Source organism: Spirosoma litoris, assembly GCF_054776755.1.
In genome coordinates this window covers 1-20,432 of the sequence record NZ_BAAHBI010000077.1, presented here as the reverse complement: position 1 = coordinate 20,432, position 20,432 = coordinate 1, and the positions used below count along the sequence as shown (strand labels likewise).

Below are 20,432 nucleotides of genomic sequence, written 5' to 3'. Positions count from 1 at the left end.
TTGGCCCATGTCGGAAAGATACTTAATTTTATCTAATCATTAAATTGGAAGAGTACTAGTGTACCTTTGCTGTCGAAATAACCTTTGGGTTGTTTTAAGGAAAATTAATGAATTATTAAAAGAAAATACTTGAAGATACTAATAAGTAGTATTGGTAAATATGCATTGTTTCGGTTTACCTGTAAATTGTCAATTTTATTGGAAAGCTGATAAGTCGAGTATAGGCCCATGATAAGAATACTAAACTTTTCTGGTATAAAAACGATAAGATAATAGCAACTTTGTTATAAATTAGGTCAATATCAATGAATCATACGTATGTAATTATTATGGCGGGGGGCGTCGGAACACGATTCTGGCCTTTCAGCCGAACAAGTTATCCTAAGCAATTTCACGATGTTCTCGGCACAGGCCGAACGCTGCTTCAACAAACGGCCGATCGCTTTAATGGCATCTGCCCCCCCGAAAATATTTATATAGTTACCAGTTCACTCTACAAAGACCTTTGTCAGGAGCAGTTACCACAGCTTTCGGATGATCAGGTTTTGTGTGAACCCATTGCCCGGAACACGGCTCCCTGCGTTGCCTATGCCTGTTATAAAATAGCCCAGCAAGATCCGGAAGCGAATATTGTCGTTGCTCCTGCCGATCATATTATCCTGAAGGAAGAAGAGTTTCAGCGTACGATTCAAAAAGCGCTGGAAGCTACGAAAGAGCAGGAGATTCTGGTAACGCTCGGTATTCAGCCAAGCCGTCCCGATACCGGCTATGGTTATATCCAGTACATTCCTGAATCGGGCGAGGGCATTAAAAAGGTAAAAACCTTTACCGAAAAGCCACACCTCGAACTGGCGCAACAGTTTGTCGAAAGTGGCGAATTCGTTTGGAATGCAGGTATTTTTGTCTGGAATGCCCAGGCAATTATCAACGCATTTGAGGCATACCTACCTGAAGTTGCCGAAATTTTTGAAGAAGGAAAAGGCGCTTATTACACCGAGAAGGAAAGCGCGTTTGTTGATAAAGCGTACTCACTTACAAAGAGCATCTCCATCGATAATGGCATTATGGAGAAGGCGCAAAACGTATATGTTGTTCTGAGCGACTTTGGCTGGTCGGATTTGGGCACCTGGAAATCGTTGTATGAAGTATCGGATAAGAACGAAGACTTCAACGTGATTGACGGTCATATCATGCTTTACGATACCAAAAACTGTATTATCAAGACGCCAAAGGATCGCCTTGTCGTGGTGAATGGTCTGGATGGCTATATTGTGGCCGAGTACGACAACGTTCTGATGATCTGCCGCAAGGAAGAAGAACAGAAAGTGAAGAACTTTGTCGCCGATGCTAAAGAACGAGGCACGGAGTTTGTTTAAGCTGGCGTAAGATCTTCCCGAATGGCTCACCTATTTGGGAAGATCGCCTACGAACAAAACCGATTGGGCAATGACTCAAACCGTCTGTTCGTTAGCCTTATAAGCTGCTGATTAACTCGTGAAAAAAGTTCTCTACCTAAGCCTAACCCTACTGCTTGCAACTCTACTCATAGAGTGTAAGGAATCGGATGCTAATTTTTCGCCCGGTGCAAGTGATCCCCGCATTACAGGTACGTGGCGCCTTGTTGAGCGATTATACCCCGTAATTGTCAATGATACCTTGATTGACTCGGTCTCAGTGGGTGATTATTACAAAATCGACTCAACTTTTGTCAATAATCAGTACGTGATCGACTCTGTCCTGGTAAAAGCCCATTTTGAAAAAGACACGATTATCACGACGAAATCAGTTGACCGTACGGGTCACTACTCCGATCGCCTGCCACAAACATTGACGTTTAATACGGATGGTAAGTTGAGCGCCAAGGGAGATACAATGTCGTACTACTACCCAATCAAGTATTTCCTGGTCGATACAACATACCCCGACAGTCTATTTCTTAATTTGTATATTACGACCAACCGGGCTAATGTCTACTTTCAGCAGGGATTGAAATTTAACGCAGATACGATGCTGCTTCAGCCCCGTTGTGAACGGCGTTGTTATTCAAAGTTCGTTCGGGTGAAATAAACGCGACAATTCACTCTTTTGTTGCGGCAAAGCTCACGGTTGAATTGTTAAACGGATAATTCGTAAACGTTAAGCTTGTGGTTGTCCAACTGCCCACTTTAGTTGTGCCCGAATACAAATCAATGGCGTTGCCCGATCGCTGTAACGAAAGTGTTTTCAATTCCGAAAAAGCGGAACTCCCGGATGCACTGGCAGTCATGTAAGATAATGTGACGTTTACTACGTCCAGCGCGGTTCCATTAGGTACTATAACAACCAACCCATTGACAATCGAAATCGGTTGGGTGCTTCCACTTGTCGTAATGGTCGTAACGATATATCGGCCGGATATGGCAGATGCTAGATTAGGGTCTGGTGCTGGTGTCGACTCAGTTTTTTTGCAGCCAGTCAGAGATAACAAGCTTATCGTGAAAATTACTAGCCAGGATGCAAGCGGGTTTAACGTAAAGCGCATAAGCGTATAAGAAGTTAGGCTTAATGAACAGTGGCCATTGCGCGTACCGGAAATGTTCCAACACCTTTAAACTTAGGCGGAACGGCACTAAAGGTAAAGCCTGTTTGGGGCACTAGCGCAAGGTTGCACAAATGCTCAACAATCAAAATATCGGCTCCTAACAAGGTTGTGTGCACCGGGCGGCTTTTGCCGGTTGTGTCATCAATGTTATGCGAGTCGATCCCAACTAATTTAACGCCACAATCGCGCAGGTATAATGCAGCATCAGCGGTTAGAAACGGGTGATTTTCGTAGTAAGTTTCGGTATTCCAGAATTCATCCCAACCCGTATGAATTAAAACGGCGCGGTTCCGAAGTTCATAATTCCGTAAATGAGCTTCTGTAACGGCCAGTGTTTCGGAATAAGGTACTCTTATAACAATGCCCTCCAGGTTCGTAAACGCTTCCAGACCTACTTCTGATAAGTCTTTGCCATGCTCAAACCGATGAAACGGACAATCCAGATAGGTACCTGTATTGGTCACCATCTCAATTTTGCCAATCTGAAACTCCGTGCCTGCTTCATAAAACAGGCGTGAGTTTTCTCGGCTCAGGTAGTCACAAACAATAGGAGCGGGAAGACCTTTATAGGTGACCAAACCAGCTTCAATGGTATGACTCAAGTCAATGAGCTGATTTCGTCTTTCCGTTTTATCGGTCGATGCACGTTTGTGGGCTTCGGTTATGATTTCTTTATTGAGAATACGGGCCTGACCAACCATTAGTAGGCGTAAATCAGCAATAACGTAGTCTATTAGGGCCTGATCCGAAATCGTCTCGCCTTCAATATCCAGTCGGAAATCTTCCCCTTTTAAACTACCCCCATTGGTAAAGTAGAACTCAAAATCGAACTTAACTCGCTTTTGCATTTGTGGATTCGTCTCCGGCGCGAGTATTTACTCGTGCCAGGTTTGTCAATTAGCTTTTCCTCTCCCAGCCTTGCGCCCGAATTGGCGTTTGTTGGCCAGCTTTTGTGGATAAAACAATTTGGTTTGGGTCGGGCGTTAGGTAGCCGATGGCCGTAATGCGGGCGTTGGTTTCCAGTTTTTCAAACGCCTGCGGACGAACCGTAAATAAGAGTTCATAGTCCTCGCCACCATTCAACGCAGCCGTCACCGGACTTATCTTGAACTCGTCGGCTGCCAAATGCGTCTGGTCATCTATTGGTAAGTTCTCATCAAAAATTACCGCTCCTGTACCCGATTGCTGACAAAGATGGAGCAGTTCAGAAGCTAATCCATCCGAAATATCGATCATAGCCGTAGGACGAATGCCGAGATCACGAAGCTCATGAACCATATCAGTGCGGGCATCAGGGCGAAGTTGGCGCTGCACCAGATAGGCTCGCTCCTCCGATAAATTAGGTTGCATATTCGGATCGGCCAGAAACACCTGTTTTTCGCGTTCTAACAACTGCAAACCCAGATAAGCGGCACCCAAATCGCCCGTTACGCAGATTACGTCGTTTGGCTGGGCTGTATTTCGGTACGTAATTAAATCCTTAGGGACTTTTCCCAGAACGGAGACGGAAATAATTAATCCCGAACGGGAGGAAGTGGTATCGCCCCCAACTAAATCCACGTTGTAAGCTTCGCAGGCCGCCCGGATACCTTCGTACAGCTCATCGATGGCCTCAACGGGGAATCGGCTGCTTAATCCAATACTAATTGTTACCTGTATAGGCAAGCCATTCATGGCGGCAATATCTGATACGCCAAAGGTTACAGCTTTATAACCGAGATGTTTCAGCGGTACGTAGGTTAGGTCAAAATGAATACCCTCTACGAGCATATCGGTGGTGAGTAAGCCGTATTCATCACCCCAATCGAATACAGCGGCATCGTCGCCAATGCCACGTACGGTTTCTGGATGAGTAGGTTGAGGGGTTGCCTGCCGAATTCGTTCAATTAATCCGATTTCGCCAAGAGTATTTAAGTCTGTCATGATAACTAGTAATGAATAATGGCCAATGAATAATGCATTGATAGATACGATCATTGTACATGTTCATTATCCATTAAAAAAGCCGTTCCGATTTGACATACGGAACGGCTTTTTCTGATAATTGGTTTGCGAATGCCTTATGGATTTGTCAGCGTGTAGACGTTTGTGGTATTACCTGTCTTCTGGCTGGCTGTTGTTCGGGTAAGTTTTAAGTTGCTATCGTCAATGGAGTTAATCGTAAAGGTGATGGTTCCATTGTCGCCTGTTGGCGAAGGGTTCAGGTTCGTCAGTTTTAGGGTATTATCGTCGGGCAGCGAATATTGACCTGTAAAGGTGTTACCGTCGAATTCGGTGTATTTAACAGTTGGCGCAGCACTCAGATCAAGCTTAAAGCCCGTATAGTTGCGAATGTTGCCTGTTCCTCCTCTTGTATAAACAGTCACACTGCCAGTATTAAGGCCCGTTTCATCCACTTTGCTAGCTGTCCAGACTTTGGCAATTCGCTCTGAAACGGGAGCTACCTTACTACCACCACAGCCCATCACCAGTAGGCTAAACAGGGTTAATACTGAAAGAAAAGCGATAGAATAAGTCTTTCTCATAGTTAATCAAATGCAAGAGAATCAGAGTGGCTAAAGTTACGCTAATTTTGTTGGCACTCGCAAAATTGATGCCTAATAATTCATTTGTTTGAGCCAACGGACGTATGTCGATTACTACCCCAAGTTCATTACCATCGTACACCCGTATGCAGTTGGCTTTACGCAATGGGCAGGATCGTGACGAAATCTGGTGTGCGTATGAAGGTATTATTTATGACCTGTCAACATCGCGTTTATGGCGTAATGGGAAGCATTATGAACACTGGGCCGGACAAGATCTTACCGATGAACTGGCTGATGCTCCCCATACCGACCGTGTTTTTAGTCGCTTCCCAGCGATTGGTAAATTAATCTAATGGTTAAGATTTCATGTTATACCCGACTAAACGTGAAATTTTGAACCTGGAATCTGAAATTGTTAAACATGAAAATTCTGATCGCTGATAGCGGATCAACTAAAACCGACTGGCGACTTGTTGATACCAATGGCAGTACACACGCTATTCAAACGGATGGATTCAATCCTTATTATCAGAGTACTGCTCAAATGGTTAATACGTTGCAGGCGCAACTGATTCCATACCTAAACGATACCGATATCACGAAGGTGTTTTTTTACGGAACTGGTTGTACCGGACCAACGGTGAATTCTATTGTTGCCGATGCGCTTCAGGCAGTATTGCCTGGTTTGCAAGTTGTTGAGGTAAATAGCGATATGCTGGGAGCTGCCCGAGGAGCAATCGGTCACCAATCCGGAATAGCCTGTATTTTGGGAACAGGGTCAAATGCCTGCTGCTATGAGGGAGGTCAACTTACACGAGGTATTCAATCACTTGGGTTTTGGCTGGGCGATGAGGGAAGCGGAGGATACTTGGGTAAAACGCTCGTTCGGGATTTTTTTCAGGAGCGATTACCCGCCGAACTCCGCGAAGCTTTTCAAACGCGTTATGCGCTGGATCGTCCAACGCTACTTGAAAATGCCTATCAAAAGCCTTTTCCTAATCGGTACTTTGCCGCATTTACGCCATTCTTATCCGAGCATCTGGAGCATCCTTACATCGCCAATTTGGTGACGGAGGCCTTTGCTTTATTTCTGACCACCTATGTCAAACGGTTTCCCGAAGCTGGTTCGTGGCCGGTTCATTTTGTAGGGTCGATTGCTTACTATTTTGCGAAACCATTGCAACAGGCGATAAAACAAACAGGCTTAACAATGGGTACTATTCTAAAAGCACCTGCCGAACAGTTAGTTGAATTCCATAAAAATGGGTAAGTTCCGTGTGTTCGCCGTACTTTTGCAAATGTTTTACAGTTTATAGTATTCGGTTTATGGTGGGGTGGTGCATAATTGTTGATGTGTCGACCCGCCGTAAACCGAATACTGTAAATCGTAAACGGACAACCTCCTGAATAATGGCAAATCGGTATTTTTTGAAAATAAAAGACATCGTTCGGGAAACGCCCGATGCGGTGACAATAAGCTTCTGGCACCCCATTAACGAAGAAGTTCGCTATCAGCCGGGGCAGTTTCTGACTTTTTTACTCAACATAAATGGGCAAAAGATACGCCGGTCGTACTCAATGGCGTCGTCGCCCCACGTTGATGTATCTTTGTCTGTATCAGTAAAGCGTGTTCCGGGTGGACTGGCCTCGAATTACCTCTGCGATCGTATCCAACCCGGCGATATTCTGGAAACCCTGGAGCCTATGGGCACGTTTGTTCCGAAACTTGACCCTCAAAATCGGCGAACAATTATCCTGATTGGCGCTGGTAGTGGTATTACGCCACTTTTCTCGATGGCGAAATCGGCGATGCACGTAGAGCCCAACAGCCGGGTGTGGCTGATCTATGGTAATCGTAACCAGGAATCCATTATTTATAAAGCGCATTTAGATGCGATGGAGCAGGGTTACGGGCGTTCGCGCTTTCAGGTAACACATATTCTGAGTCAGCCCAGCGCAGGTTGGACTGGTGCCGAAGGTCGCCTGAACCAGCATACCTTAACGAAACTATTAGATCAGCTTCCGGCCTCCGAACGCCAAAATGCGAGTTTTTATTTGTGTGGACCCGATGGTATGATGGCCGAAGTGCGCTCTGCCCTATCGTTGGTTGGTGTTTCTTCGGAACACGTTCATAAAGAAAGCTATGCTACGGCGCCAGTTATGGCGGGTGAAGTGGTTGAAGAACCCGTTACGGCTGCCGATAATGGAACACCAGAAGTAACGGTCCTGTATGAAGGTAGCGAGTATAAATTCGCCGTTGCCCCTCATCAAACCATTCTGGAAGCAGCACTGGATTTGGATATTGACTTGCCTTACTCCTGTCAAGCAGGTATGTGTACGGCCTGTCTGGGGCGCTGTACGTCGGGTAAGGTAAAACTGGACGAAGAGGACGGTTTATCTGAGTCGGAACTAAAGGCTGGTTACGTGCTGACCTGCGTAGCTCATCCCGTAGGTCCGAATGTAGTTATTGAGATTGAGTAACAGACTGTGTTTAAACAAACATAGGGGAGATGGCCGATGCTATCTCCCCTATGTTTGTTTAGAGAACTTATTCCCTACTCGTCGATTTTAGGTGCTACTGCTGGTTTCGGAGCCGAACGGGGTTTGGCAACCCGTGCAGGGGGAGTAGGAGGAGCAATTGCTGGAGCTGCCTGAGCACGTACTGCTGGTGCCGCGGGTGCTGCGGGTACTACTACATCGACTTTGGGCGCTATTGCAGGGCGAGGAGCACGTGGGGCACGCGGAGTGCGTGTAATACGGCCTCTGCCTGTGTTGACGTTGACATTCACATCCATGTCCATATCCAGATTGGATAGGTCGCTAGTTATTCGGGATAGTCTTTCGCCATGTCGTTCCATTTCTACTGATAACCGTTCTAGTTGTGCATCTAACTGGTGAGATTCGAGTTCTAGTTTTTCCAGCGGTTTTCGAGCCTCCTGTAATTTTGCCTGAGTAGCTTCTAACTGCCGATTGGCCTCTTCAATACTAGCTTCCTGTTTCTTTATTTCTGGTTCAAAAGCAGCTACTTGCTTCTCAATTTCTTCCAGACTTAATTTCTGTTTCCCATCCTGACGCATCATCTGTTGTTGCTTCTCAATGAGATTATTACGTAACTGCATCAGCTTCTCTTTGCGCCACTCCAACATCTGTTGGTTTCGTCCGAATTCTTCAATAGGGAACTGCATTTTCTCCATCTGAAGGTGTAAAGTTTGAATCTGTTGCGATCGTTCGGCCATGAGTCGACTTAAGCTATCAATCTGCCGTTGCTGGAAAGCACGTTGAGGAGCAAGGGTGTCATTGTCTGACACGAATGTATCGTGACTAACGCGAGGAATTGACGCAAATGCATTGTCGATAATGCTTTTATAATCGACTTTCGCTAAGCCTTCCACCGTTCCATCTGGGCTGAGGGGAACGTTTTTCAGTGCCGATGCCACAATGTTATCGTAATCAATGTGCGATAAGCCTTCGGCCAAAGCGCCCATTCCACTGTCAAACGCCTGATTCTTTTCAATGATCGTTAGCAGAATATCGCGGTCAGATTGTTTCACCGCATCAAGCGATAGCTGCCCATTCATCACCTGATTCAATTGAGTTTGTAATTTAGTTAATCGGGCTGCCGACAGTTTTTGGCCTTTCCAGATCACATAGCCCACTTTTTTGTCATCGATCATACCATATTCTGAATTACCATCAATTTTATGTCGACGGGTCGAATGGGCAGGCTTGGGTTGTTTGGTTGCCTTTTTAAAGTCATCCTGTTTCTGTACGGCATAAACCGATACACTCATCAGCAAGACAGTCGCAAGGGTTAAACCGGCCAGACTGGCATTGGAGACGAAGGGGCGGGTTGGAACACCCAGAACCCGACGAACCCGATGCAATAAGTGCTGCCGTTTTGACGCAAATGCCATCGCCAAAGCTGGGGTCTGTTCAAGCTGCATAAGCCGCAGTTCTTCCACACGAGCAAGCGCTTGTGCCAGAATACGACCATTGCCTCCGCAAGCTTCTACCGCTAAATCATCACAGCAATGTTCACGCTCTTCTCGTACACGAGCCGATAGCCACCACAGCGCAGGATGAAAGAAATAGAGCACTTCAATAACCGATTGGAGTAGGTTCACAGCGTAATCATGCCGTTTTACGTGGGCTAATTCGTGCGCCAAAACCGCTTCAACTTCACGCATAGACAGACTTGTGGTTAAGCCAATAGGGAGCAATAAAACGGGCTTTAACATGCCAACTACCATGGGTACTGCAATGCGAGCCGATTCACGAACTTGCACAACAGTTTTGATCGTCAGGGCCGAGCGAAGCTGGTTCGTTAACGAAAGCCAGTTTTGGGTGGCAGGCTGCGTAGCTGTTTTGCTTAGCCGCTGTAGGTAAAGCCAACCACCTACCAGTCGCAATCCGAACAAGGCCACGCCAATTAAGTAGATCAGAACAAATTGACTCAGATGCCTTTCCAGAAATAGCTGCGTTTGTTGCTGCCAGGGTAAAGTTTGTGTCACGGTTTGCCAGCGAACCAATTTAGCATAGTGGATAGCGGCTGACGGCACGATTGGTTGATTCTCAACAACTGGCTCATAATACCAGATAAATGTAGCCCCCGATACCAAAAGTTGGGTGAGCAAGGTAAGCACACTAACGCGATAGCGCAGCATACTGGATTGGTTCCGCAGAAGATGAAGGACTACGGCTACCGGTAAAACCAACGCAAAACCCTGCCAGAGCGCATGGAGTAGCGTCCAGCCCAGGGCATCCACCACTGAATTCGACAAAAAATGGAAAGCGTTCATGAGTTATAGGAAATCGTTAAGTGTATAAAATCATTTTTACAAAACCTGACTGAAAGCACTCACTTAAAATCATAAATCATTCTTTATAGAATCAAGCCAATCAGTTCAATCAGATAAATCCCGGCGGCCGGCGTCCCGGTTCAGATCACTCAGCAAATTTTTAATCTCATCTAATTCTTCACGAGAAGTCTTATGCTGCCCGAGTATCTGCATGACTAACTTCGAGGCTGATCCTCGAAAGGCCGTTTCAACAAAACGGTCAACTAAGTTCCGTTGGGTATCTTCTTCGCTGACTGCCGCTGTATAGGTATGAGAGCGACCATCTTCTTCGCGTGAAAGCAGCCCTTTTTCGTACATAATCTGCATTAATTTCAGAGCCGTTGTATAACCGAGGTCTCGGCTTTGGCTCAGCGTATCGTGTACCTGACGTACTGTGCTGGGGCCATTGGTCCAGAGCACATGCAGGATTTCCAATTCAGAGTCCGTGGGCTTCATATTTGATCTACGAATAATTTCGTAGCAAACATATACGAAGGATTTCGTAGATGCAAATTTGTGAACAAAAAAGTTTTAGAATAGCTTCTTTAGGAAGGATTCTTGTAGATTCTGCTGGGTGTATGTTTCTTTGGTAATTCAGTCCACAGATTCTATACAGATGCATTCTATACAAATAGCATCTAAATGGAGTAGAATCCGCAACATCAAAAGAATCTCTAGAATCTTATCATTTAACAATGACTGCAAACGAAACCCTGACTATCCCAACTCGGCCTGCCCGCCCATTTATTGGTGAGGCTATAAGCCTGCAAAGCTGGGACGATGTTAAACCACTTTTCGATGACCTGCTGGCACGACCGCTGAACAACGCCGATGACCTGCGCCAATGGTTACTCGACCGAAGTGAACTAGAATCGTATTTGTCGGAAGATTTTGCGTGGCGTTACATTCGAATGACCTGTGATACGGCTAATGAAGAACTAGTCAATAATCTCAACTTCTTTATTGCCGAGATTCAGCCACCCATGACCGCGTACAGCAATGATCTTGACCTGAAAGCGGTGAATAGCCCATTTTTAAGTGAGCTGACCGACGAGGGGTACGATATTATGGTACGGGGTATGAAGAAGGCGATCGAGATTTTCCGGGAAGAAAATATTCCGCTTCAAACTGAACTTCAGACCGAAGAACGAAAATATGGCGCCATTGTTGGTGCCATGACTGTAACAATTGACGGCCAGGAAATGACCCTACCCGCAGCTAGTGATCGACTGCAATCCACCGATCGGGCTGTACGTGAAGAGGCCTGGCGCAAAATCTGGGAGCGTCGTTATCAGGATCACGAAGAACTTGACCAGTTGTTCGACCGGTTGCGGGCCCTCCGTCATAAAATATCTGTGAATGCTGGCTTTGCCAATTTCCGGGATTACTCGTTTGCGGCATTGGGTCGGTTTGATTACACACCACAAGATTGCTTCAATTTTCATGAATCTGTAGCCGAAGCTGTTGTACCACTACTCAATGACCTGGCTGCTGAACGAAAGAATAAATTAGCAGTTGATCCATTGCGCCCCTGGGATGCTAAAGTCGACGTAGAAGGGCGCGCGCCTTTGAAACCGTTTGCTACGGGAGACGAGCTGCTGGAAAAAGCCATCACCTGTTTCGACCGGCTCGACAAGGAATTAGGCGATGATCTGCGGATTATGCGCGCGATGGGTCACCTTGATTTGGAATCACGAAAAGGGAAAGCACCTGGAGGCTATAATTATCCGCTCGAAGAAATTGGTGTACCCTTCATTTTCATGAACGCTACCTCAAGTCTACGCGATTTGGTGACGATGGTTCACGAAGGCGGGCACGCGGTTCATTCTTTCTTAACTCGCGATTTACCACTGAAAGCATTCCGTAATCCGCCTATGGAAGTTGCCGAATTGGCCTCCATGAGTATGGAATTACTTTCTATGGATCACTGGGACGTGTTTTTCGAAAACCCCGATGAGCTTCGGCGAGCCAAGCTTCAGCATCTGGAATCCATTATCGAAACGCTTCCCTGGGTGGCTACGATCGATAAATTCCAACACTGGATTTATGAGCATCCAGAGCATACCGATGCCGAAAGGCGTGAAAACTGGCTTCGGATTTACAACCAGTTTGCCGATACAGTGACCAATTGGGATGGCTTCGCGTTTTATCAGGAGTATATCTGGCAGCGTCAGTTGCACTTATACGAAGTGCCTTTCTATTATATCGAGTATGGTATTGCGCAATTAGGTGCCATTGGTGTTTGGCGAAACTACCGACGAGACCCTAAAGCGGGACTAGCAGGCTATAAAAAGGCATTGAGTTTAGGCTACAAAGCACCCATTCGGGAGATATACGCAGCCGCTAACGTACCCTTCGACTTTTCGCACGAAAATATTCAGGAGCTGATGACCTTCGTAGGGGAAGAAATAAAGAAATTAGGGTAGTTGTCGTCTGCTAATAGGCTGGAAAAGAAAAAAACTGACTACTAACGACTGTTGGCTAACGACTGTTTCTTATTTTTGTCGAATCAATTCGTAATCAAGTGGCTATGAAACGCGTACTCAATATAGGTTTGTTGGCTGTGGTGGTGATGTCGCTGGCATCGTGTGACTATCAAAAATATAACTCAGTCCGCCAGGCAGACTACCGGGCAGAAGATTTCCGTTCCGATTACAAGGCTGGTGACCCTGAAGTATACGGAAAAGGTAAAGATTCGGCTGCTGTTCAATCAAAATACACCTACACGGCTAATCCGGAGTTAGATGCGAAGGCGCAGAAAATCCGTGAGAAATTATTTGGACCTCGGAACACGACCCAAAGCCTGTAATAACGATTGGCTAATGGCAAAATAAAAGCGATGAATCGGCAAATAATGGCTGATTCATCGCTTTTATTTTGCCAGACCGCTGGCTAAAAAGCTCCTCCTGCCAGGCAATCTAATGTGCCAAAAAACAATGTAAATGTAAATTTTTGCGTTACTTTGTTCACTCAAATAGAGTCTGAAAAGAGTATTATTTTGTTAGCTAACCGCCTTTGCGCACAAATAACTATATGAAAATTGCACTGGTTACGGGTTCTGCTGGTTTGATTGGTAGTGAAGCCGTTGCTTTTTTTGCTGATAAGTTTGACCTCGTTGTCGGAATTGATAATAACATGCGGCAGTACTTCTTCGGAGCTGATGGCTCGACAGAATGGAACCGTAATCGTTTGGCCGACACCTATTCAAATTACGTTCACCGTGCCGCCGATATTCGGGAGGTCCCGCAACTGGAATTAATTTTCAAGGAATTCGGCACTGATATTAAGCTGGTTTTGCACACGGCCGCACAGCCAAGCCATGACTGGGCTGCTCGTGAGCCGTTCACCGATTTCGGTGTAAATGCGGTAGGGACGCTTAACATGCTCGAAATGACCCGACTTCATTGCCCTGAAGCGGTCTTTATCTTTACGTCGACAAACAAAGTTTACGGCGACAACCCGAACTTCCTGCCGCTAATTGAAACCGAAACGCGCTGGGAAATCGACCATAATCACCTCTACTTCGAAAATGGTATCGACGAGCACATGAGTCTCGATCATACAAAGCACTCAGTTTTTGGGGCATCGAAAGTGGCTGCTGATATTATGGTGCAGGAGTACGGTCGCTATTTTGGTATGAATACCGGCGTATTCCGGGGCGGTTGCCTAACGGGGCCGAATCACTCGGGCGCACAATTGCATGGATTCCTGTCGTACCTGATGAAATGTGCCATCACCGGAAATCAGTACACCATTTTTGGGTATAAAGGCAAGCAGGTTCGCGATAATATTCATAGCTGGGATTTGGTAAACATGTTCTGGCATTTCTACCAGAATCCACGTCCAGGCGAAGTGTATAACGCGGGCGGTGGTCGTTATGCCAACTGCTCCATGCTCGAAGCCATTGCGCTTTGTGAAGAAATTTCGGGCAACAAAATGAACTACCAATATTCAGAAACCAACCGGAGCGGTGATCATATCTGGTACATTTCTGACCTGTCTAAATTCAAACAGCACTATCCTAATTGGGACTGGACGTTCGATTTGAAAGAAACAATGAGCCAGATTCACGACAGTATGGCTGCCCGTTTATCTGTGGCGAAATAAGTTACAAGGAAAGTATCGAATACCTGAATTGATGATCTGGGAAAAAAAAGGATTGATTTATAAACCCGATGGTTCGCAGCCGTTCAGCCGAACCCATGCGCAAGTGCCATTTGGTTACCCGATGCAGGATAAGTTGCGGGTTTATTTCTCTACACGCGATGAGAACGTATCATCGGCCGTGTCATTTGTTGAATTGAATCCTGATAATCTTTCCGAAGTAGTTTATGTGCACGACAAGCCCTGCTTAAGCAAAGGAGACGTGGGCATGTTTGACGAAACGGGAACGATGCCGTCCTGGTTTCTGCCCGTTGGCGACGAAATTTGGCTATACTATACCGGCTGGAACAAGAGCGAAACCGCTAGTTATCGGCTCGGTATTGGGCTGGCTATTAGCCGGGATGGTGGCTTAACGTTTGAGCGTAAGTTTACAGGGCCGTTACTAGATCGATATATATTTGATCAGGTTTGGGTAGCTCAGCCCTGCGTTATACGTGAAGAGCAGGCCGATGGATCTATCCGGTGGCGGATGTGGTATTTGTCCTGTACCAAAATCGAAGTGATCCAGGGCCATCCTGAGCCATTTTACGATGTTAAGTATGCCGAGTCAACAGATGGAATTCATTGGGAGCGTACGGGACATGTTTGCGTAGGCTATGATGAATTTACGGATGCTATTGGGCGACCTACCGTTTATAAAGATGGGAATTTGTACAAAATGTATTTTTCCTATCGGAATGCAACGAACTACCGTACCGACGTTCAGCGTAGTTATCGGATTGGTTATGCTGAATCAGAAGATGGCATTAACTGGGTCCGGAAAGATGAATTAGCGGGTATTGAGCGTTCGGCTGATGGCTGGGACTCACTGATGATGGACTATTGCCACATTTTCCCACATCAGAATCAATGGGTTATGTTCTATAACGGAAACGGTTTTGGTGCGTCTGGATTTGGCTATGCCACTCAGTCGAAAACTGATTAAAATCAGGGTAGAGGAATTTGCATTTTATGTAGGTAGCCGCCTACTTTGTACGAAATCAGTAAGCGAATAACCATGAAAGAAGTAGCAAAATACATTATAAAGGTTGATGCTCAATTCAAGGATGGCCAGATCGTGCCCGAGATTCCATATGAAGAGGTAATGCGGTTGGTCAACGAGCCTAATATTGTTATTATTAAAACAGGTATTCCGGAACAAACGCTTCGTAACGTTATCGAAGCTACGCATGCCTGGGCATCCAAGACGCCGTTGGCAGAGGCTCCCGATTCCTTCGACAATAATCAGCACAAACAACGGCTGCACATTGCCAAAATTCAACAGGCTCCGCAGTTGTTTCACGATCATACCTTCGATGCTATTCTTGACCTTGAAGAACCAACGCAACAAACGTTGATGGAGGTTTTTAATCCCCTGCGTCAATTCTGGAATAACCTGACGGGTAACAATGAAGAGTACGGTATTCGGAAAGGCCAGCCCTATTTTCATCCGCAGGTAACGCATTACCCATTGGGTGGTAGTTTCTTTGGTCGGCACTGGCACCCGCTTAATCCACAAAAAGTAGGTACTATTCTGGCTCTGAACCAATACGGGAAAGATTACAATTCAGGCGGAACAGGTTATGTTATCAACGATCATATTGTTGAAACAGAAGGCTATCAGGACATGGGCGATATTATTTTATTCCGGTACGATCTGCCTCACTGGGTTAGCCCGTCAAGTTTTGCGGACCGTTTTAGCTGGGATGATCCCGCTGGTCGTTGGGTAGCTATTCTGCCCTTCTATGACCCTTGGGGGAAACCTGCCGAAAAAGATGAGCCTCAAGGTTGGAAATCCCATATTCAAACCGCTAAAGAGGTAACTGTATAGAAATAAAGTGATAGGAATAAACCAGGAGGCATCGGAGGGGAAACTTTTCTGATGCCTCCTGGTTTATTCCTTACTACAGACTAGTTATGATAAAAGTTAGTGTCCTGATTATCACGTACAACCAGAAGAAATTCATTCGCGAAGCTATTGATAGTGTTTTGGCGCAGAAGACAACGTTCCCTATCGAAATATTAGTTGGCGATGATTTTTCGACCGATGGTACACGAGAGATTATTCAGGAATACGAACGCCAGTACCCAGGCCTGGTTATTGGTGTCTTGCATCCGCACAACATGGGTAAAAATGGCGGCATTAACTTTCTGGAAACGTTGAAGCTGGCTAAAGGTGAGTACTACGCTTTAATTGATGGCGACGATTACTTAACCAATCCACTGAAACTTCAGAAGCAGGCCGATCAGCTGGATGCCCATCCTGACTATTCAATGAGCTTCCATAATGCATTGATTACGTATGAAGATGGGAGCCCATCTCATGTACTCAATGGCGATGACATGAAACCGTTTTATACGGTAGAAGACTTGATTGGGGAGGATGAAATCTGGTTTATGGCTACATCGAGCACAATGTATCGAAATAGCATCAAAGAGTACCCTGCCTGGTTTCGCGAGTCGTCGAGTGGCGATATTCCGCGCTTGATCCTGAAAGCTAAGCTGGGTAAGATTGGGTATATTCCGGATGTTATGTCTGTATATCGGAAGAATCGGGCTGGAGCCAGCTTTCATGATAACTATCAGAATGAAACCTTCCTCCGGAATAGGATTCAAATGTATAGTGACATTAATAAGGAGCTCGATTATCAATATAATGATTTGCTGCGCCGAAATATGGCTCGCTATTATCGAATGATGCTCGATTCTCAACAGTATAAGGATAGCTATTTCCGACGGGCAGCTCTGGCGGTTAAATACCTTTATATGGCAAAGCCAGGCTGGGATAAAACAAAAGCCGTTATTAGAGACTATATTGTACCGCGGCCAGTTGCTAAAGTCTATAGCACGTTGCGCCTGTTGCCACATCGATAGGCGATGCGGATGAATTAACCATCAATTGCGGATCTTGTCCGTACCTGACTACATATGAAATTAAGCGTTGTTATTCCTGCCTACAATGAAGAAGAGTCGTTGCCACCAACGTTGCGCGTGCTCTATCAAACACTGGCCAAGCACGGAATTCCTCATGAAATCTGTGTTACAAACGATAACTCCAAAGATGGCACGCTGAAGGTACTAGAGCAGTTAGCGGCAACGGAAATCCCGACACTGGTTTATTATACCAATCCTGGACCAAATGGATTTGGCTATGCAGTACGCTACGGTCTGGAACGGTTTTCGGGTGATTGTGTCGCTGTGTTTATGGCCGATTTGTCCGACGATCCAGAGGATTTAGTGAAGTTCTATCATAAAATGATGGAAACGGGTACCGATGCTGTATTTGGCTCGCGCTGGGGAAAAGATGGTAAAGTAATTGACTACCCTGAGTTGAAAAAAGTCATTAACCGTGTTGCTAACTTCATTGTACGGATAGTGATGGGTATTAAATACAACGATACAACCAACGCATTTAAACTCTACAAACGCGAGACGATTGAAGGAGTAAAGCCATTTCTAGCGCCCCATTTTAACCTGACGGTCGAATTACCCCTCAAAGCAATTGTACGAGGCTATTCGTATGAGGTAGTTCCCAATAGCTGGACCAATCGGAAATACGGTGAGTCGAAGCTGAAAATTAAAGAAATGGGGAGCCGCTACTTCTTCATTCTGATGTACTGCCTGATCGAGAAATATTTTTCACAAGGGGATTTTCGCAAAAAAACAGCGACTACGCCCGCACAAACGGTAAGCCGGTAGTATTAGCCTAAAATTCCTTTCAGGCCCGGAATCTGGTAAAAAGCGAGTGTCTGAACAACGGCCCACGCGGCCGCGCTGATAAGCATATACAGCATCAGTTGGCCGCGTTTGACTCCAAACGAAAGGGCTATAATAGTGCCACCAATTGGTGTCAGAATGAGTGGGGTTAAGAGCGCGATACCGGCTAGGCCAGCCCGTTTCCATATACGGATTGCCAGTCGCGTACGCTTTGTAAATCGTTTGGGCGTGCTTGGCCGATAGCGTTGCCATAGGGCTTGCAAAGCGGCTCCAGCGTACGTAACAACTACAACACTCAGCATCATACCTACTGTTGTACAAATCGCGGTTTCGAGCCAGGTTAGTCCAAGCGTGACCCCCGAGAGTGGCCCCCCAACGAATTTGATCGTACTGGCAATGATCACGGAAATGTATTTGGCAATATGCATGACTATCGTTTGTACTGGAACAACGATGTAAATGTATCCGTTGTTTGGTTAATATGCCGCTGATTCATTCTGCTTATTCTGGGCCTCCTGCGTTGCAATATAACGGCCATCTGCAAACGATCATTCCCAGCCTCACACGTAAAGTGACAGGGGTTACCTACGAACGTGAGCGATTAACGCTAACCGATGGCGACTTTGTTGATCTGGATTGGATCGACGGTGGTAAAAATCGCCTGGTTGTCCTAACACACGGCCTGGAGGGCGACAGTGGTCGACAATATATACTGGGAACGGCCAAACTATTTGCCAAACACGGATACGATGTGCTGGCTTGGAATTGTCGTTCATGTAGTGGCGAAATGAACAGGGAGTTTCGGCTCTATAACCACGGCGAAATCGGCGATTTAGGCGAGGTTATCGATCATGCGCTGCAAACAAAACGATATGCGGAACTAGCACTGATCGGTTATAGCATGGGTGGAAATATCACCCTGAAATACCTGGGTGTTCACGGAAAACAGCTTCCCGATGCAGTTAAGCAAGGTATCGCCATTTCTGCCCCAACTGATTTGGGTGCCAGCGCGGTACTGCTCGACCGCCCATCCAACCGATTCTACCGCAATCGATTCATGAAGAAACTAGTTGCCAAAGTGAGTCAGAAGGCCGACCGATTTCCAGGCCGATTGGATATGAGCCAATTACGAAATGTGAAAAAATGGCGGGATTTTGATGAGTTTTTTTCGGCCCCAGTCAATAGCTATCGTGATGCTGACGATTTCTATACGCAGGCATCGGCCGTTAATTTCATGCCTAACATTGCTGTACCAACCTTGCTGCTTAATGCACAGAATGACCCTTTACTCTCGCCAGAGTGTTCGCCGGATTGGCTGGCGGAGTCCCATAAATATATTTTTTTAGAAACGCCCCGGACCGGTGGCCACGTTGGTTTTCAGATCGCCCGCGATGAACATACATACGCAGAACGTAGGGCCTTGTCATTTATTAACGGAAATTGATCAGAAGCATTAATTCTTGGCAATACGCACGAGTTCGTTGATTTGATTAATAATCATCACATTGTCGGGCGTGTCGATTCCCTGACCAACAATCTGGTAGCCAGTTAACAGTATTTGCGACTCCGGAAAAGCGGTGGCAAGTCGATTTACGAAAGGCTGGACCTCATGACTAGCTGGCTGTGATGTGAGAATAGTAAGCAGATAATCGGGCTTATGTCGCTCATAAACGAATTCCAATTCATTGAATGGCAGACTTTGGCCTAAATAAATGACTTTATTCGAGCGGGCGCGGATGATATAGTCGGCAAATAATAAACTGATTTCGTGAAACTCGCCTTCGGGAAGAAACAGAACGTATTTTTTACCCGTAGCCGACTGCTTGCTCTGACCATCTATCGCAGCAATAAGCTTCTGCCGGATCAAGTTCGAAATAAAATGCTCTTGGGCGGGACCAACAGAACCTGTGGCCCAAAGTGTACCAATGCGATTCAAAAAGGGGTAGATGATATTGATCATCGTATTTTCAAACCCAAATTGAAGCGAATTATCACGAATAATTTTCTCGAACCCTTCCTCGTCCAGGTCGATCATGGAGAGCGTCAGCGCGTGAATCTGATCAGGGTAGGTAAGACGTCGTTCTGAAACACTAACAACTTCACGATATAACTCTTCGGGTGAGAGTTTCGAGATTTCCGAAATTTTGTAGCCGTGATCCTTCAATAAAGAAATATTCAGCACAAGCTTCAAATCCTGATCGTCATACGTTCGGATGTTGGTATCAGTTCGTTGCGGGGCAATAATGGCGTACCGTTGCTCCCAAATTCGCAACGTATGGGCTTTAATTCCTGAAAGCTGCTCTAAATCTCTTATGGAATAGGTACTCATAAAACAAGACTGCAAAGAATAAACCTATAAGGCATCTGTCGTAAACTCAATTAAACGAAGCTGGTGCGGAGTATAGATATTTCCCTTGTTGAATTATAAACAGGAAACCGATGGATGTTAAGTTTGTTTAATCTTCTTTCTATAAAAGTTCAACAAAAATAGTATTTAATACTAATAAATCAAATCTATAGAATACTTAGTTAGTGACTAATTAACCAGATTAGTATGACCAGGGGTGACCCGTCCTAAAATAGGTTGACAGATTATTGATCGCTTTTACCTTCGACAACGCCCGG

General features: G+C 45.7%; 21 protein-coding genes. 13 read left to right on the top strand and 8 right to left on the bottom strand.

Features of this window, described 5'->3' with window-relative positions; all coding sequences use genetic code 11:
- Positions 1–305 precede the first annotated feature (305 nt).
- Complete coding sequence (locus ACYVGR_RS37085) at positions 306–1,376, top strand: mannose-1-phosphate guanylyltransferase (RefSeq protein ID WP_460965885.1); 1,071 nt, start codon at positions 306–308, stop codon at positions 1,374–1,376.
- Between the two features lie 118 nt (positions 1,377–1,494).
- Positions 1,495–2,067 carry a hypothetical protein gene (locus ACYVGR_RS37080; RefSeq protein ID WP_460965884.1) on the top strand — a complete coding sequence of 191 codons (573 nt, stop codon included), beginning with the start codon at positions 1,495–1,497 and terminating at the stop codon, positions 2,065–2,067.
- 10 nt (positions 2,068–2,077) lie between these two features.
- Here ACYVGR_RS37080 and ACYVGR_RS37075 read toward each other — a convergent pair whose 3' ends face one another.
- From ACYVGR_RS37075 to ACYVGR_RS37060, 4 genes are all read right to left on the bottom strand, one after another.
- Positions 2,078–2,521: a hypothetical protein gene (locus tag ACYVGR_RS37075; protein ID WP_460965882.1), complete on the bottom strand. Its 444-nt coding sequence runs from the start codon at positions 2,519–2,521 to the stop codon at positions 2,078–2,080.
- Between the two features lie 20 nt (positions 2,522–2,541).
- Positions 2,542–3,429: a cyclase family protein gene (locus ACYVGR_RS37070; RefSeq protein WP_460965880.1), complete on the bottom strand. Its 888-nt coding sequence runs from the start codon at positions 3,427–3,429 to the stop codon at positions 2,542–2,544.
- Between the two features lie 49 nt (positions 3,430–3,478).
- Positions 3,479–4,504, bottom strand: coding sequence for a thiamine-phosphate kinase (gene thiL / locus ACYVGR_RS37065; protein WP_460965878.1), 1,026 nt, complete (start codon positions 4,502–4,504; stop codon positions 3,479–3,481).
- Between the two features lie 137 nt (positions 4,505–4,641).
- Entirely contained in the window at positions 4,642–5,106 is a 465-nt protein-coding gene (locus ACYVGR_RS37060) for a hypothetical protein (protein ID WP_460965876.1), read from the bottom strand.
- 104 nt (positions 5,107–5,210) lie between these two features.
- On the opposite strand from ACYVGR_RS37060, the gene ACYVGR_RS37055 reads away from it, so the two are divergent.
- From ACYVGR_RS37055 to ACYVGR_RS37045, 3 genes are all read left to right on the top strand, one after another.
- Positions 5,211–5,462 carry a cytochrome b5 domain-containing protein gene (locus ACYVGR_RS37055; RefSeq protein WP_460965874.1) on the top strand — a complete coding sequence of 84 codons (252 nt, stop codon included), beginning with the start codon at positions 5,211–5,213 and terminating at the stop codon, positions 5,460–5,462.
- Between the two features lie 68 nt (positions 5,463–5,530).
- Complete coding sequence (locus ACYVGR_RS37050; protein ID WP_460965872.1) at positions 5,531–6,379, top strand: N-acetylglucosamine kinase; 849 nt, start codon at positions 5,531–5,533, stop codon at positions 6,377–6,379.
- A 140-nt stretch (positions 6,380–6,519) separates the two neighbouring features.
- Positions 6,520–7,590: a 2Fe-2S iron-sulfur cluster-binding protein gene (locus ACYVGR_RS37045; protein WP_460965870.1), complete on the top strand. Its 1,071-nt coding sequence runs from the start codon at positions 6,520–6,522 to the stop codon at positions 7,588–7,590.
- 74 nt (positions 7,591–7,664) lie between these two features.
- On the opposite strand, the gene ACYVGR_RS37040 is transcribed toward ACYVGR_RS37045, so the two are convergent.
- Together ACYVGR_RS37040 and ACYVGR_RS37035 are read right to left on the bottom strand one after the other, a co-directional pair.
- Positions 7,665–9,908, bottom strand: a complete 2,244-nt coding sequence (locus tag ACYVGR_RS37040) for a M56 family metallopeptidase (RefSeq protein WP_460965869.1) — start codon at positions 9,906–9,908, stop codon at positions 7,665–7,667.
- Between the two features lie 105 nt (positions 9,909–10,013).
- Positions 10,014–10,403: a BlaI/MecI/CopY family transcriptional regulator gene (locus ACYVGR_RS37035; protein ID WP_460965867.1), complete on the bottom strand. Its 390-nt coding sequence runs from the start codon at positions 10,401–10,403 to the stop codon at positions 10,014–10,016.
- Positions 10,404–10,642: 239 nt separating this feature from the next.
- On the opposite strand from ACYVGR_RS37035, the gene ACYVGR_RS37030 reads away from it, so the two are divergent.
- The 7 genes from ACYVGR_RS37030 (at position 10,643) to ACYVGR_RS37000 (ending at position 17,789) form a co-directional block, all read left to right on the top strand.
- Entirely contained in the window at positions 10,643–12,373 is a 1,731-nt protein-coding gene (locus ACYVGR_RS37030; RefSeq protein ID WP_460965865.1) for a M3 family oligoendopeptidase, read from the top strand.
- 104 nt (positions 12,374–12,477) lie between these two features.
- Positions 12,478–12,756, top strand: a complete 279-nt coding sequence (locus ACYVGR_RS37025; protein WP_182459724.1) for a hypothetical protein — start codon at positions 12,478–12,480, stop codon at positions 12,754–12,756.
- Positions 12,757–12,980: 224 nt separating this feature from the next.
- Positions 12,981–14,054: an NAD-dependent epimerase/dehydratase family protein gene (locus ACYVGR_RS37020; protein WP_460965862.1), complete on the top strand. Its 1,074-nt coding sequence runs from the start codon at positions 12,981–12,983 to the stop codon at positions 14,052–14,054.
- 34 nt (positions 14,055–14,088) lie between these two features.
- Positions 14,089–15,036, top strand: a complete 948-nt coding sequence (locus ACYVGR_RS37015) for a glycoside hydrolase family protein (protein ID WP_460965887.1) — start codon at positions 14,089–14,091, stop codon at positions 15,034–15,036.
- A 72-nt stretch (positions 15,037–15,108) separates the two neighbouring features.
- Positions 15,109–15,921, top strand: a complete 813-nt coding sequence (locus tag ACYVGR_RS37010) for a hypothetical protein (protein WP_460965860.1) — start codon at positions 15,109–15,111, stop codon at positions 15,919–15,921.
- Between the two features lie 86 nt (positions 15,922–16,007).
- Positions 16,008–16,964 carry a glycosyltransferase family 2 protein gene (locus ACYVGR_RS37005; protein ID WP_460965859.1) on the top strand — a complete coding sequence of 319 codons (957 nt, stop codon included), beginning with the start codon at positions 16,008–16,010 and terminating at the stop codon, positions 16,962–16,964.
- A 54-nt stretch (positions 16,965–17,018) separates the two neighbouring features.
- Positions 17,019–17,789: a glycosyltransferase family 2 protein gene (locus ACYVGR_RS37000; RefSeq protein ID WP_460965857.1), complete on the top strand. Its 771-nt coding sequence runs from the start codon at positions 17,019–17,021 to the stop codon at positions 17,787–17,789.
- 2 nt (positions 17,790–17,791) lie between these two features.
- Here the strand turns inward: ACYVGR_RS37000 and ACYVGR_RS36995 are convergent, their stop codons facing one another.
- On the bottom strand, positions 17,792–18,235 hold the full coding sequence (locus ACYVGR_RS36995; protein ID WP_460965855.1) for a hypothetical protein: 444 nt from the start codon (positions 18,233–18,235) through the stop codon (positions 17,792–17,794).
- Positions 18,236–18,288: 53 nt separating this feature from the next.
- On the opposite strand from ACYVGR_RS36995, the gene ACYVGR_RS36990 reads away from it, so the two are divergent.
- Positions 18,289–19,251 carry a YheT family hydrolase gene (locus ACYVGR_RS36990; protein WP_460965853.1) on the top strand — a complete coding sequence of 321 codons (963 nt, stop codon included), beginning with the start codon at positions 18,289–18,291 and terminating at the stop codon, positions 19,249–19,251.
- A 9-nt stretch (positions 19,252–19,260) separates the two neighbouring features.
- Here ACYVGR_RS36990 and ACYVGR_RS36985 read toward each other — a convergent pair whose 3' ends face one another.
- The gene (locus ACYVGR_RS36985; protein ID WP_460965851.1) at positions 19,261–20,136 is read right to left on the bottom strand and encodes a MerR family transcriptional regulator; all 876 of its coding nucleotides are present in this window, start codon (positions 20,134–20,136) and stop codon (positions 19,261–19,263) included.
- Positions 20,137–20,432 lie beyond the last annotated feature (296 nt).